At 44.7% G+C, this 14267-nt stretch carries 11 protein-coding genes; 3 read left to right on the forward strand and 8 right to left on the reverse strand.

The window, feature by feature from the left end:
- A partial coding sequence (locus ACVA53_RS19400) for a hypothetical protein (protein ID WP_446505987.1) occupies positions 1–272 on the forward strand: 272 nt, incomplete at its 5' end.
- Positions 273–616: 344 nt separating this feature from the next.
- Here ACVA53_RS19400 and ACVA53_RS19405 read toward each other — a convergent pair.
- The 4 genes from ACVA53_RS19405 to cspE (ACVA53_RS19420) all read right to left on the reverse strand — a co-directional run bounded on the left by ACVA53_RS19405 (position 617) and on the right by cspE (ACVA53_RS19420) (position 5313).
- Positions 617–1432 (reverse strand): SDR family NAD(P)-dependent oxidoreductase, encoded by an 816-nt coding sequence (locus ACVA53_RS19405; protein WP_446505988.1) that lies wholly within the window; start codon positions 1430–1432, stop codon positions 617–619.
- A gap of 303 nt (positions 1433–1735) precedes the next feature.
- A complete protein-coding gene (locus ACVA53_RS19410; protein ID WP_446505989.1) occupies positions 1736–4222 on the reverse strand; it encodes an ATP-binding protein in 2487 nt (828 codons plus the stop codon).
- 215 nt (positions 4223–4437) lie between these two features.
- Positions 4438–4647, reverse strand: coding sequence for a transcription antiterminator/RNA stability regulator CspE (gene cspE / locus ACVA53_RS19415; protein WP_036830632.1), 210 nt, complete (start codon positions 4645–4647; stop codon positions 4438–4440).
- A gap of 456 nt (positions 4648–5103) precedes the next feature.
- On the reverse strand, positions 5104–5313 hold the full coding sequence (gene cspE, locus ACVA53_RS19420) for a transcription antiterminator/RNA stability regulator CspE (RefSeq protein WP_107347945.1): 210 nt from the start codon (positions 5311–5313) through the stop codon (positions 5104–5106).
- Positions 5314–5771: 458 nt separating this feature from the next.
- On the opposite strand from cspE (ACVA53_RS19420), the gene ACVA53_RS19425 reads away from it, so the two are divergent.
- Both ACVA53_RS19425 and ACVA53_RS19430 read left to right on the forward strand, forming a co-directional pair.
- On the forward strand, positions 5772–6080 hold the full coding sequence (locus ACVA53_RS19425) for a DUF496 family protein (protein WP_255044096.1): 309 nt from the start codon (positions 5772–5774) through the stop codon (positions 6078–6080).
- Positions 6081–6334: 254 nt separating this feature from the next.
- Positions 6335–7594 (forward strand): MipA/OmpV family protein, encoded by a 1260-nt coding sequence (locus tag ACVA53_RS19430; RefSeq protein ID WP_446506010.1) that lies wholly within the window; start codon positions 6335–6337, stop codon positions 7592–7594.
- A 183-nt stretch (positions 7595–7777) separates the two neighbouring features.
- On the opposite strand, the gene ACVA53_RS19435 is transcribed toward ACVA53_RS19430, so the two are convergent.
- From ACVA53_RS19435 to ACVA53_RS19450, 4 genes are all read right to left on the reverse strand, one after another.
- The gene (locus ACVA53_RS19435; RefSeq protein WP_446505990.1) at positions 7778–8365 is read right to left on the reverse strand and encodes an FMN-dependent NADH-azoreductase; all 588 of its coding nucleotides are present in this window, start codon (positions 8363–8365) and stop codon (positions 7778–7780) included.
- 494 nt (positions 8366–8859) lie between these two features.
- Positions 8860–10290: a 16S rRNA (cytosine(1407)-C(5))-methyltransferase RsmF gene (gene rsmF, locus ACVA53_RS19440; protein ID WP_446505991.1), complete on the reverse strand. Its 1431-nt coding sequence runs from the start codon at positions 10288–10290 to the stop codon at positions 8860–8862.
- 139 nt (positions 10291–10429) lie between these two features.
- Positions 10430–13057, reverse strand: coding sequence for an MlaD family protein (locus tag ACVA53_RS19445; protein ID WP_446505992.1), 2628 nt, complete (start codon positions 13055–13057; stop codon positions 10430–10432).
- Positions 13041–14234 (reverse strand): paraquat-inducible protein A, encoded by a 1194-nt coding sequence (locus ACVA53_RS19450; RefSeq protein ID WP_255044519.1) that lies wholly within the window; start codon positions 14232–14234, stop codon positions 13041–13043. The genes ACVA53_RS19445 and ACVA53_RS19450 overlap by 17 nt, the downstream gene beginning before the upstream one ends.
- Positions 14235–14267: the final 33 nt, after the last annotated feature.

A 14267-nucleotide genomic window follows, 5' to 3' on the forward strand; every position in this document is an offset into this window, starting at 1 on the left:
AATGGGTGTCCGGATTAAAACGGAATGACTGTCCGGATAATGCCGGAATAGGTGTCCGGTTTGCTCCGGCGCATGCATTTATGCAATACAGAGATACAGCTCATGACGTATTGTTGAAGCGGCCAATCGGCCGCTTCATTTTTCACCGACCACATCCCCCAATATTTTCCTTCCATTCTTCAACTGCAGATCGTAACCACCGCAGCGGGGAACCCGCGGTTTTGTCGCCACTTGTAGATCGTGGCTTTGCTGCTGATGTGGAACATAGCTAACACTTCCTTGTGGCTGATCAGTTGTGGTGATGACTGCTCATCTAAGGTTGCGATTGGTTGTGATTGTTCGGGCGATTTGCTCAATGAGCCGACAAGTCGTGAACCTCGTTATTTGAAAGTGGTCGTACGGCCGGCGCTGATCACTTTGGGTATTCAAATTGACCAAGAGATGGTTAGGCTACCTAAAAGCGGGTACTTTTCGACGCCCTTGCTGGGGTCAAGCTGAAATAATAAGAGGAGAAAGGTGAGCATTTCTTCTCTAAGCTAGCTTCACTTAACCCAAAGGTACTTGCAAACCCGAATTTCTGGATTAAGTGAAGGGCGATATCGCGAGAGCAGTAGAGTTAAAACGACGGCTGAAACTTCGCTAGCGCAGAGTCCATCGCTGTCATTACCGCTTGGACTTTTTTATCGTTCAATGCGTCAGGGTGCGGCTGTCCGAACTGGCCGATATCATTATCGAAGTAAAGGCCGTGGGCATTCGCAAATTCATCAGACAGTGCACCGCGCACCAGAATATCTGCCCCGACACTAAGATCACTTCCAGCTATACCAAATGCACTTTTCACCATCTTACTGCCAAGTAGCGATTTTGGGTTGACCGACGCTATCATTGGACCACTTTCTTTCATGGCAAGCCCCATATTGCGAGACCACATGGTAATCGCCAGTTTACTTTGTGCATAGGCGTCACCGTCGGAGAGAGGCGTATTGCCTGCCAGTGCGTCTAAATCAACGCTTGATTGTGCGGCAGAAGACAGGTTGATCACTCGTCCTGTACTGCCCAGCTGCGGCAATAAAGCCTTGGTTAGGAGGTACGGTGCAAAGGTATTCACAGCGAAACGGACATCAAACCTATCTCCTGTTTTTGACTCTGGGGAGTTCCATACTCCAGCGTTATTAATGAGGACATCCAGTTTGGCATGTTGGGCAGAAACCTCGGCGGCAAGTTTATAGGCATCAGACATCTTTGACAGATCTGCGACATAACTTTCAACCTTTCCGTTACCTTGTAACTGACTGAGCTGGTTTTCTACGTCTTTCAACTTTGCTGGATTACGGCCATGCAGAAGTACATGATGACCTTGCGATAGAAGCATTTTTGCTGTTTCGAACCCGATGCCGTCGGTTGAGCCAGTAACAAGAATGACTTTTTGCATTGCTGTATTCCTTGATGAGGTAATCATAACGGTATGAATGATAGCAGTTTAAGTAAAGTTGATAATTGGATAGTTGAACGAAACAGTTTAAATAAAATATTGATAATTGCGCTTAAATTGACACCGCTGTGTCGCTTTCAATAGCAGTAAGAACATCTGCGGAACCATCATGTTTGATTAGCAAGTTGTTTAGAATCGATAGAGTCGCCGACACTGAACAAGCTCACAGAAGCATCGTAAAAATCGGCATCACTGTCGTCATAAAACCAAACCATTGTTCCGTTTACTTTTCAAATCAGCACGTTAACTAATGGGGGACGTGGATTTAAGGGATCCGGTATTTAGGTTAATAGGTTCATTAGTTTGTTTTTGTAGTTTCTCTATTAATACATCCCGTTTGAAAGGCTTTGGCAGGTAATCATCCATTCCGCTGTCGAAACACTGCTGTATATCGTCATCAAGAATAGAGGCGGTTAGGGCAATAATATGAGACCTATCCAGAGTCTGCTGTTGTTCCCAAGCCCTGATAGCCAGAGTCGCTTCGAACCCGTTAAGCACCGGCATCATACAATCCATCAATATCAGGCCGATTTGTTGATGATGCTGCTTGTAGAGGGTAACGGCTTCTTGACCGTTATTGGCAATCAAGTATTCATAACCTGCACGTTTTAAGTTAATACACACAACTTGCTGGTTAATCTTATTGTCTTCGACAATCAAGATAGTTTGCTTCTTGGCTGCTATATCGGTTTTAGTACAAGTGTCAGCGTGGGATGATTGAGGCTGTTTCTTGTTATCATGAGTGCCAATAGAGAAAGCTTGTTTCAGTTTATTATTCAATCGCATACCGAATAATGGAGCGGTTGCTAAGGCAACAACATTGTTGGCAATGCCATCAATGACCTCATGATTTTTGCGCACATAAATGATCTTGTAAGGATTAAGTTGGTTTGCAGCAATCGGCAGTGAACTCGGCTCGTCAATAATCACAACGGTAGAGGCGCTGTCCGCGTTGAGCATTTCATCAACTGTGTGACAAAGAGTTAGCTGATAACCGAATCGCTTTATTTCTGAGACCAACAAATTGTTATGGTTTGATGCCAAGTAATATACCGGTAAGCTTGGTACTGGGCTCGTGGTCTGGTCATCATTATGAAAAGTCAGGGTAAAAGAAAATGTACTGCCTACCTGCTTTTGGGAGACTAACTGGATTTCACCGCCCATCATTTCAATGATTTTTGCAGAGATAGCCAAGCCTAGACCTGTCCCTCCATATTGCGAGGAAGTATGGCTTGTCTCTTGTCGAAACTCTTCAAAGATGTGGGCTTGCTTATCGCTGTCTATACCGATCCCTGTGTCGCTAACTGAAAAGAAAACCTGAGTGTGTTCTAAAGAGCAATGAACCTGTTTGGCGGTAAAAGTAATCGATCCTGATTCTGTGAACTTGATAGAGTTAGATGCAAGGTTCATCAATACCTGGCGAATTTTTTGCTCATCGGCTTTGATATAGTCGGGGAGGGCCGAGTCTAAGTCGACCACCAAGTCTATTTTCTTTTGCTGGGCTTTCGGGGCAATAAGTGCAGCTGTATCAAAGATGACCTCTTTGAGTGCACATGTATGGGGTGCAATTTCAAGGTGGCCAGATTCAATTTTGGATAAATCGAGAATATCGTTTATGAGCATCAGCAAAGTCTGGGAAGATGCGTTGATGGTCGAGAGGTAGTCGCTTTGCACAGCGCTGAGTTTGGAGTCTGATAGTATTTCTGTCATTCCTAGAATGCCGTTTAGCGGCGTGCGGATTTCATGAGACATGTTGGCCAGGAAAGCACTTTTAGCTTTGTTGGCTTGTTTCTCTTGCTCGCGCGCTGTTATTAGGGCTTGTTCAAGCTTATTGGTTTGTCTTATTACGTACAGTAGAACAAATATAATAGCGAGGCATAGCCCGAGCGCGACCGCGTTTTTATAGGTTTCATATTTGCCCATTGCCAGTTCTATTTGTTTTGGCGCTTCTGTAAACAGGATATTGAGGGTGAACTCTAATGAATGGATAGTACTGCGCAGCTCACCATGCATTCCATCGTTATGGGAATAGCCAAGTGTTTTATAGCTGCGTTGTAATGTATAAAACGCGCCCTTGAATCTATCAAAGTTGTTGGCTGATGAACTCAATTTGGGGGACGCCGCGATAGCAGTTCCTATTTCTTCTAGATTTTGGTCGATGAGGGGGAGCAACTGAGGGTCAAAATCATTGAAAAACTTATACATTAAATCTTTGGTTGTGAGAGTGAGCGTATCAACCTCTGGTGAATTGGCAGCAATTAATGCGTGCTCGAAAGTTAGGGCACTATCTTTTAATCGATCAATTAAGCTCTTCGCTCCTTCTTCACCGAAAATATCGAGAACAGTATGGCTCATGATATTAAATTGTTGGTAATAGCTATCAATACTATCTAGTGCCTGTTCCCCTTGATAATGGGTTGCAATAGCATGCTTATCGATAGCATGGTTGATTTTAGATATTTGAGCCTTGAGATTTAAATAGGTGTCTTGCATCTTCGTTAAGTATTTTTCATCGACTCGTGCAAGGTAGTCTTTTTCATGACGGCGCATCATGAGCATGCCATTAGAGGCTTCTAATATCGTGTGTTGTAAAGATTGGAGTTCGGTCTGTTTTTTTTGGAGTAGATGGTCGGTGACGAAAAAAACAAAGAGAAGAGAGAAAGTGACTGCAGCCCCAGCGATGAGAAGACGATGAATAGACTGTGTTTGATAAGTGCGATGTACTGCCATATATATAAATCTCGTGAAACAAAAGCATTTATTCCCAGTGTACGGCGAAAGGAAAGTAAAAGGGCGCTTCTTAATCTTAGAGATTCAATTTATTTCAAAATTGTTACACAGAACAGCTTTTGATAGGGGAGAAAAAGGGTGTTACTGATGAGGGAGGCAGGAAAGAAAAAAGGGCACCCGAGGGCACCCTTTTGGAATTCTTCACGTTAACGCAATTAGATGCGCTCAACGTTAGCAGCTTGAGGACCTTTCTGACCTTGTTCAATGTCGAAAGATACTTTTTGGCCTTCAGCTAGAGATTTGAAGCCTTCACCAGCGATAGCACGGAAGTGAACGAATACGTCAGCACCGCCGTTGTCTTGAGTGATGAAACCAAAACCTTTCTCGTCGTTAAACCATTTAACGATACCAGTTGCTTTAGACATGGAATGTCTCCTGAATCAAAAAATTAATAAACGCTTGTTGCGTACTTAAGCCATCATAATGAATTACTTATGGACAAAAGAATGTTGAGCTCTTCAGGACAACGTCGCTCGATGAAGCGGTGTAACGAAGTTTTCTATTTCAATTTGTTGCATAAATAGGTCTGCATTTCAGGCCAAGGTCATTAGGCCATACGAGAGGGTGGGAGGCAAGCAAATACTGTGAAATTAAGTCGTTTATATGGAAAAGTGTGATTTGGATTGTACTGAAGCTGTTGTTTTAATGATGGTATACAAGATGTTATCACTGTTTTGATTGATTTCACGGCAGATTAGAGCGAAAGGTCGAAATCTAAGCGGTTAACTTATGGCTGAGTAATAAGCGTACAGGTAAGCGGTTAATGTAGAACGTAAAAAAGGGCTTTAACAGCCCTTTTATCCAAGTGTAAACGGAGAAAATTAAACTTTTTCTACGTTCGCAGCTTGTAAACCTTTTGGCCCTTGCTCTGTCTCGTAGCTTACTTTTTGACCTTCAGCCAAGGTCTTGAAGCCATCGCCAGTAATTGCACGGAAATGAACGAATACATCAGCACCGCCGTTGTCCTGTGTGATGAAACCGAAACCCTTTTCTTCATTGAACCACTTAACGGTACCTGTTGCTTTAGACATGTTGTCTCCTGGATAACTTACATCTGTACATATGCCAATACTATCTAATCTGTAACAATTGAACTCTTATACACCGGTTGGACTTGCAAAAAGAATTGCTAGACGAAGTGATTCAGAAGCCAATGTCATATCAGTGCAAAACAGTATTGCTCACTTCAAAGATTAGGCAGCATTGGGCTAATTGCAAATAAAAAAATAAGAAATTTGTGGGGGCTTTCACAGGATTTTGTCGAACTTGAGCCAGCACTTAAATAATCTCACAAATTTAACTAAATCTTACTTTTAGCTTTATACCCAGGTGACTTCAAGTCGCAGGATGTGTATCGCTCCGTTTGATGAAATAAGTCAATGAAGCAGGCTGTTTTGGTTTCACGACTCAAAATGTGACTTGAGTGGCAATACATGTTTCTGCTATAACGGGGGCAGTTAGGTTTTGTAGATTCATATAAGGACAAATAATGAACACTATCCTAGAGTTAGTTCGTCAGACTCGTCGCAAGAATAAGCTAAAACGTGAGATCCTAGACAACGACCGTAAAGTGCGCGATAACCGTAAGCGTGTTGAATTGCTGGAAAACCTACTTGACTATATCAAAGCTGACATGACTCATGATCAGATTGTCGAGATTATTGAAAACATGAAAGGTGACTACGAAGACCGTGTTGATGACCACATCATCATCAGTGCTGAGCTTTCGAAAGAACGCCGTGAAGTCAGCAAGAACGTTAAAGATCTGAAAAAAGCAGAGATTGCTTCTCAGCAGTAATTGTGGAAATTGATTTCTTAAAGCCCGATCATTATCGGGCTTTTTTTATGCTTTTTTACCTTCTCTCGACAATAATGTACTTTAATTCAGGTATATATAAGCCAATAAAAGCTATTATCATAGTTATGATTTTTTTTGAGGGAAATTGATTGTCTAAGCACCTTGGTTTTATCGCTTGTTTGCCATTCGCAGCATTGGCTGCCGCCACCGAAAATACTCCCGTGTCGATAGAGCAAGAGAAGTCATTAGGCTTTATATCTGTAGACGATTTGCGGCAGAAAAGAGACGGTGAACAAAAGTGGGGTATCGCTGCGGTCATGCGAGGCGCATCGATTCCTTATGCAACTGAGTCTGTTGTTGAAGATTCAACAGTAGCAACCTTTGTTCCCATGATGTTCTATCAGGGGGAGCGTTTGTTTATCAACGGCACAGAAGGTGGCCTTAACCTCTACCGTGAGCAAGATTGGGAAGTCAATGCCCTCATACGGATGCACTTTATCGACATACCCTCTTCTTTCCAAAATGAGATAGGCGGCGATACAGCGGATTATGGCTTTCAGTATAAATATCGTTGGGATGAAAACACCTATACCGATGTTGAGTTGTTGACTGATCCTGATGGTAGATTAAGTTCTCAGTTCTCCATTGGTGGTGACTATCAATATAATGACTGGCGTTTTCTTCCGAAGGCATCCTTGATTTGGAAAGACAGTGATTACAACAGTTACTACTACGGGTTGAATCTAGAAGATATTGACTCAGGCGTAGACTTCAAAATGGGTTCTGCATTTAGTTACCATGTAACGTCTAACTTATACGTTGTCGGTGGGGCTTATGCTCGCTACTTTGATAGTAATACTCGTGATGCTGCTTTTATCAGTGACAACTGGCAAGGTGAGGGATACCTTGGCTTCGGCTTCTTTAATGATGCCAAGAAGTCGAGAAAGTCGACTATCAGCAATAAGCCATATTTGCGTATAGCTCATGGTTGGGCGACACCATCGAATATTGGTGAAATATTCTCAGGTAATACCGAAAAAGACGAATTTAATAATCAGTTGACCTCTGTATTTTATGGTCACCCCCTGACCGATGAGCTGTTTGGCTTACCGCTGGATATCTATCTGACTCCTGGCTATGTATGGCACTGGCATTCCGATGTTCAAAGCTCAACGCAAGAATATGTGATGGCGATAAAAGCCTATTACACCTTTACGTGGCCGGTACAGTGGCGTTTTGGTGTTGCCGAGGGCTTGTCTTATGTTAATCGCATTACTTACATTGAACAGTCTGAGATGGATCGAAAAGGGTACGAACCCAGTAAGCTGCTTAATTATTTAGACTTCTCTTTTGATGTCAACCTTGGTGATGTGTTCAACCATAAACCGCTAAATGGCGTGTGGCTAGGTTACAGTTTGCATCACCGCTCAGCGATTTTTGAAAGTGCTTCCCAGTTTGGGCGCATTAAAGGCGGGAGTAACTACAACACGGTGTATGTACAGTTTGATTTCTAGGGCTGTTTCAGCACAAGAGATGAACAGCACAACAAAAAGGCCTTATCCACGAGTGAAATCACAGTAGCTCTGCCTTGATAACAACCATTTTTCCTGCGTAATACATAGATCAATTACTTATGCAGATTGGTATAAGCAGTGCCGTGAGAAGGTACTGCTTACTATTCGAAACTCATTTGGCTATTACTGCGCTAGGCTTTCTAGCTCTTGCTTCGCTTGAGCAATGCCTTTTGCTGCCATTTCATCGCCCATCGCCAGCGCTTCGCTATAAACAACATCAACATCAGTCATGCCAACAAAGCTTAAGAATGTTTTCAAATAAGGCACCATGATGTCGGTATCGCCGCCTTTGTGCATGCCACCACGTGTGGTAACCACAATCACTTTTTTACCTGTTAGCAGGCCGACAGGTCCGTTTTCTGTGTAACTAAAAGTCACACCGGCACGGGCAATCAAATCAAACCAGTTTTTAAGCTGTGTAGGAATCGAAAAGTTATACATCGGGGCACCAATAACAATGGTGTCACTGATTTTGATTTCATTAATTAATTGATCAGAAAGCGCAAGCGCTGCCTGTTGTTTTTCGCTGAGGTTATCACCGCCACGTAAACCACTGGCAATTTCGCCATCCAGAACAGGTATTGGCTGAGTTGCTAAGTCACGCTCTATAACGGCTGTGGTGTTCAATGAATTAACAAGGTGATCGATAAGACCGTTGGATTGCGAGTAGTCACCGAGAATGCTTGATTTTAGTACTAGAACGTTTGACATCGTTTGCTCCTTGAAATGCATTGCCGTTTGGCTTGGAACTAACTATACGAAGGGAGGCGTTTTGAAGATAGCGGAAAAAACCGGTTAAGTTATTCGAAAAAATCGAATAGGGTTTATGCGTTTTAAGTTACTGTTTTTAAATTGGTATCCTCCCTATGGCTCAAGGTTATTGCAAGTAACCACATAGGGTATGAACGAAAAAACTAATGCTTGTACCAATGCGACTAGGAAGTATGAAGACAAAAAATAGCCCGAAACGACTCCTGTTTCGGGCTTAGGGGAATGGCTCGTGAGAGCCTTGCGCTAACTGGTTAGTAAATGGAGATCAATTACACTATCAATGTTAGTTCAAGCAGTATGATTTGCCAGTTTTACCACTAAGAATGTTATTCATCTCTGATACTTAACAAAAATGTCCTGTTAATTGAGCAAATCTGTTGCAGTAACTTAATGCTAGTTGTTTCAGTGACAATTTACTTGCTCAAAAAGTGGAATTAGATGTCAAATAAATTGGTATCTCTCACCAGTTCACGAGGCAAGCCATTTTTGATGCGATTGCTCACCCATTTGCCAATGCCAATAGGGTAGTCACGGTAAGTGACAATAATTTCGCCTTTTCCTGATAAGTTATCAGGACGGATATCCCGACCCATAAACCATTCTTTCGCTTGTGCCGCATTAAGTGCAACGGCCGTCTTTTCCTGGCCCGTGGCAATGGTCATGATCGCCTCATGCTGCCAGCGGTAACCTTTCTTGTGTTGTTCCGCCAGCTTAATACCAATACGCTGGAAACGAATTTCACTCAGGAGATCACGCAGCTGTGACGGGAACAACCATACCTCTTTATCACGAAGCCAAATTTCGCCACCTGCGGGGATACTTAAGTCCAAGTCTTGCTTAAATGCTTGGGTAATGGCTTGAGTGTCTTTGCTGCTAGCTGGACTGAATGGGAATTTGCCTTTGCGCTTCTTCACTTCTGGTGACTCGACCGCTGCAAGCTTGCGAATACGAGCAACAAAAAAACCTTCACTGTCGAAGATTTGCGGGTAGACGTGCAGGAACCCTTCTTCGGTCAGGGCTTTCTCTGCACCATCGAACAAGTCAGCGAGAGGTTCAAACTCTACCGCATCACCGAAGGTCTCTTTCAGGTGATTACAGACTTGTTGGTTTTCGCTTAAGTTTAGCGTGCAAGTTGAGTAAACCATTACGCCACCTGGCTTGAGTGCTTGGAAACCGCTGATGATGAGGTTACGTTGTACTGCTGCAATGTCTTCAACTGACTGCAAGCTCCAGTTTGCCATTGCATCGTCGTCTTTACGTATGGCTCCTTCACCTGAACAGGGAGCATCAAGCAAGATTGAGTCGAATGACTCAGGTGCCCAACTACCGAAGACACAACCATCAAAGTGGGTAAGTGCTGCGTTGAAGACGCCACAGCGCTGCAAATTAGAGTGCAGTACCTTAATACGGCTTGCGGCCAGTTCATTGGCCACCAAAGCGCCGTGATTATTCATGGCACAGGCAATTTGGGTTGTCTTCGAGCCCGGTGCAGAGGCCATGTCCAGTACGCAATCAAGTTTGTCGTTATCTTTTAATAGCGCAACAACGGGCATCATTGAACTGGCTTCTTGAATGTAAAAAAGACCGGCCATGTGCTCTGCGGTATTGCCTAAAGAGACAGACTCTTCATCTTCTCGCTCAATCCAGAATCCGGTATCGCACCAAGGTACCGGTGTGAGTGTCCAGCCTTTATCGGCGACACGTTCAAGAAAGCTTTTCACACTGATTTTTAAGGTGTTAACACGGATGCTGCGACGCAGGGGAGTTTTACAAATAGCAATGAATTCATCCATGCTCAGGTGTTCAGGCATGATCTGACGAATTTGCTCAATGAATGCGTCTGGGATATGGATATTAGGATGCAAGGGAATGTCTCGATTATCTAGCAGTGGGGCGGAAGTTTATCATTTGTCGATAGCTACGTAAAAAGAAAGGCGAACAGGCAAAAGAAAAGGAGCATTTCTGCTCCTTTTCTCGATTCATTGGCTTTAACTTAAAGTAAGTCTAGTGCTTCGGAATTGCCGTGCGCCATGTTTTCCATTCCGGCTTGGCAGTATCGTGCAGCAGGAAGTGGCTGTCACTCTCGGCAATTGGCGAGAGTGGTTGGGTCTCTGGAGTCGCAAAGGCAATACCGCCGCGGATAAGGCTGTCCACTGTACCACTTTGTACTGAGGCTCCTGTCAGGCCGATAGTGACATCAATACCCGAGACATTCCAAAAAACGCTATCAGTACGAACAAGGTGACTGAAGCTCTGTTCGACTTGGGCTTCGATAATCACTCTGTCTGCCAGCTCCCCAAGGCTGACTTTAACTACTTCGCCAACTTGGATATCGCGATACAGCAGCGGTGTTCCTTCACTGATTGAGTTACGCTCTTCAGTCTCCAAAACGACGCTTAACCCTTTATTCTGCAACTGGGCATTGCCCAAAGTGAAGCTTTGAGAATAGTGGCCTTTGCCTGGTGTCACGGCAATATAGCTGCTGAGTAGGGTATCAAGATTTTTGGCACCGGTGATGCTGATTTTTGGGCTGACAATCCAAAACTGGCTGTCGGCCTTTGCCAGTAGCTCGGCATATTTAGGGAATAGGCGGGCTTTAACAATGACTTTACCAGTATTGAAATCAGGCTCGGTTTCAATCACTTTACCTACGTTCACGCCTTGGTAGCGGATATCGGTGTGTACCTTTATCGTTTTAGCATCAGCGGCAATCATGGTCACCAGCAAACCGTAGTCTTTGGCTTCTTTGTAACTGTTGTAGAGCTTATAGCGGTTGCCGCTGCGGTTGGTAACGCCTTCAAGCTCATCGAACGCTATGCCACCTTTGATAAGAGTACTGATTGGATCGGCTTTGATTTGAACACCGCCTAGGCCTGCCTCTACTTCGACGCCTGAGCGATTCCAGAATACGGTGTTAGCGGTGATCAAATGGCGGTACTTATTGTCAACTTTCAACTTGATAGTGACACCGTCACGAGAAAGGTCATAACTGGTCACTTCACCCACCGCCATATTGCGGTATAGCACCGGACTACCTTCTGAGATTGGAGGTAGTTCATCGGCATACAGGTGAATAGAAGCAAAGCCTTGGGCTTTTTCTGCCGCCATTGTGGCTAATTGCCTACTTTTATAAAGCGGGTATTGGCTTAACACTCGGCTATTGCCACTGCTTGTAAAACTAATGCTTTGGCTGATTAATTGATCAGCAGGCGGTACAGAAACATCGAGTCCTTGGCTGTTCAAATTGGCTTGAATGCCGCCATCGATAAAGAAACGACTGCCGGAGCGCACTAGCTTGGTGTACTCCGGGCGCACAATGACACTAAAGCGGACTTGATTACCATCCAGTTTTACCGATTTAACTCGACCGACTTCCAGACCTCGGTGCTTGAGTTTGGTGCCACGTTTAATACCGTAACTATCATCTGCGTACAGTGAGAAAGAGGCCACCCCGGGTTGCTGCTCTTGCAGTTCGTCTTGGTTGATGGCAACAAATTGGCGACTGGTCTCACCGGCGCCAGGGATCAAGGTCAGGAAGTTACCACGAAGCAGGTTACCAATGTTTTTCACACCATTTAACGATAGCTCGGCTTCTTCCAGAAGCATCTTAGAACCTGTGTTCAGTAAGTCGCTCATCATTGGCTCGATAGCAGCATGGGCAACAATGGTTCCGCGCTCTTTATCAAGGCGAATATCGGAAATCTGACCGATTTGTAAGCCCCGATACACAATGGGTGCGCCACTCGCGCTAATGTTACTGTTCTCTGGCAAGTCGATAGTGATGGCAATACCGCGACCCGCAGTATTCAGATCTGGGTAGAGCCGGAAGAGGTGATCAGGTTCAATTGGTAGCCCTTTATCCGGCGAGTCGAACGCGATGGCGCCACTAATCATGGCCGACAAGCTCTCGAACTGTACGTCGACACCATTGAAACCAATATTGGCACTCATACCGCTGACGTTCCAGAATCGACTCTTGTTGGTGACCAGATTGGCATATTGCGGTTTGATTAACACATCAATGATCACTTGTTTGTTGTTCTGGCTCAGAGTGTGGTTGTACACCTCACCGACCGGTATCTTCTTATACAGCAGTTGCGAGCCAATATTGATTGAACCTAAATGTGGGGCACGCAGTTGGATCTTCAGGCCTTCTCCGACAGGGGTATCGGCGGGTTGGCCGTCAAGTGCATCGAACTCGTTGGCAAATTTGCCTTCGCCCGGTTGCAAAGCGATATAATTGCCCGAGACGAGGGCATCCAGACCAGAAATACCGGTAATAGAGGCTTTAGGTTTTACCAACCAGAATCGGGTACCTGAGCGCAGAGTTTGCACGGCTTCTGGGTAAATGTCGGCTTCAACATAAATGCTTTTCAAATCGTGTGATAGGTTGACGTCACGAACAATACCCACCTCAAGACCCTGGTAACGAATAGTCGTTCTTCCGGCGACCAAGCCCGCAGCGTCATTGAAGTGGATTTTTATCCGTTCTCCGGCCTCATTGACGGCTTTGAAGACAAGCCACCCTGCGAGAATCAAGGCAAGCACGGGCAGGATCCAGAGGGGGGATACTCCACGATCGCGCTTTATATCGACCGGTTTAGGTTGTTGGTTATTAGGTCCGTTGTTCATAGTTGTCCCATATCAGACGAGAATCCAAACTTTCTGCGGCAAGCATTGTCAGCACCACTACGACACCAAAGGCAATCGCGCCTGGTCCGGGGGTGAAATTGAGTAATTGATCACGGTCTATCAAGGCGACCATGATTGAAATAACGAATAAATCCATCATTGACCACTTGCCAATCCACTGAATGAATCGATAAAGCTTCATGTGTTGCAGGTGATTCACACTGCGTTTGAATTGGATGGTCAACAAGAGAAAGGCCAGACCAAGAATTTTGGCCACTGGTACGACAATACTGGCGACAAAAATAATGATGGCAATGCCTAGCATATCGGAATTCACCAACGAGGCGACACCCGAGAAGATAGTATCTTCGACACGTTTACCATTATTTAGAAAGATAGAAATCGGATATAGGTTAGCAGGAAAGATAAAGACAGTTGCTGCTATTAGGTATGCCCAGGTTTTCTGGATGGAGTGAGGCATACGCTTGTGAAGCAGGCTGTTACAACGTATGCATTCCTCGTGGTCATCTTGTGTCATGTGGCAGTGATGACAGTGACGGGCGTGGCTATATTTCTTATGAGCAGTCTCAGGCTGCCAGGCTTCCCAGTACCGGTTAATGCTGATACGGGTAAGCAGAAGCGCCATTAGCAGTTGTAGCATCACCAGGGAATATAATCCTGGGCCGACGAAAATATCGGCATAGTCTTGTACTTTGAAACAAGAAATCCCAAGGCTTACCAGGAACACATCAAACATTGCCCAATGCTTGAGGTGTTCAATAATCCATAGCGAACGGCGGAAAAGCTTTATACGCCGGAACTTCAACCCAGCCTGTGCACCCAAAATAGAGCCACAAACCAATAATGGTGCGATAGAGCTACAAAACAGAATAAGGGCAGCAACCACCGGAAATGTCGGTGCTAATGAGACCGTGCCAGAGGTTATGGTTGCTGGGATCATGACACCAAACAAGCGAATGGTGATCATCGGAAAAAGATGTGCCGGAATGAAGAGGATTAAGCAGGCTAGGGCAATAGCCAGTTCACTGGAAAAACGAAAATAACCACCACGGTACAAGCGGGTGTTGCAGCGTGGGCAGTACGCACTTTGTCCCTGTTCAGCGACCTGCGGCAGCAGAGGTAAATCGCAGCCGGGGCATAGTCTCGCTGTGGTCATTAACGTTTAATCCTTTAAAAATGGCTTTAAATG

Source organism: Photobacterium sp. DNB23_23_1, from assembly GCF_052873815.1.

Coding starts and splice junctions, on each gene's coding strand:
- ACVA53_RS19405 (WP_446505988.1), bottom strand. CDS start 1,432: ATGCAAAAAGTCATTCTTGTTACTGGCTCAACCGACGGCATCGGGTTC.
- ACVA53_RS19410 (WP_446505989.1), bottom strand. CDS start 4,222: ATGGCAGTACATCGCACTTATCAAACACAGTCTATTCATCGTCTTCTC.
- cspE (WP_036830632.1), bottom strand. CDS start 4,647: ATGTCTAAAGCAACTGGTATCGTTAAATGGTTTAACGACGAGAAAGGT.
- cspE (WP_107347945.1), bottom strand. CDS start 5,313: ATGTCTAAAGCAACAGGTACCGTTAAGTGGTTCAATGAAGAAAAGGGT.
- ACVA53_RS19425 (WP_255044096.1), top strand. CDS start 5,772: ATGAACACTATCCTAGAGTTAGTTCGTCAGACTCGTCGCAAGAATAAG.
- ACVA53_RS19435 (WP_446505990.1), bottom strand. CDS start 8,365: ATGTCAAACGTTCTAGTACTAAAATCAAGCATTCTCGGTGACTACTCG.
- ACVA53_RS19445 (WP_446505992.1), bottom strand. CDS start 13,057: ATGAACAACGGACCTAATAACCAACAACCTAAACCGGTCGATATAAAG.
- ACVA53_RS19450 (WP_255044519.1), bottom strand. CDS start 14,234: ATGACCACAGCGAGACTATGCCCCGGCTGCGATTTACCTCTGCTGCCG.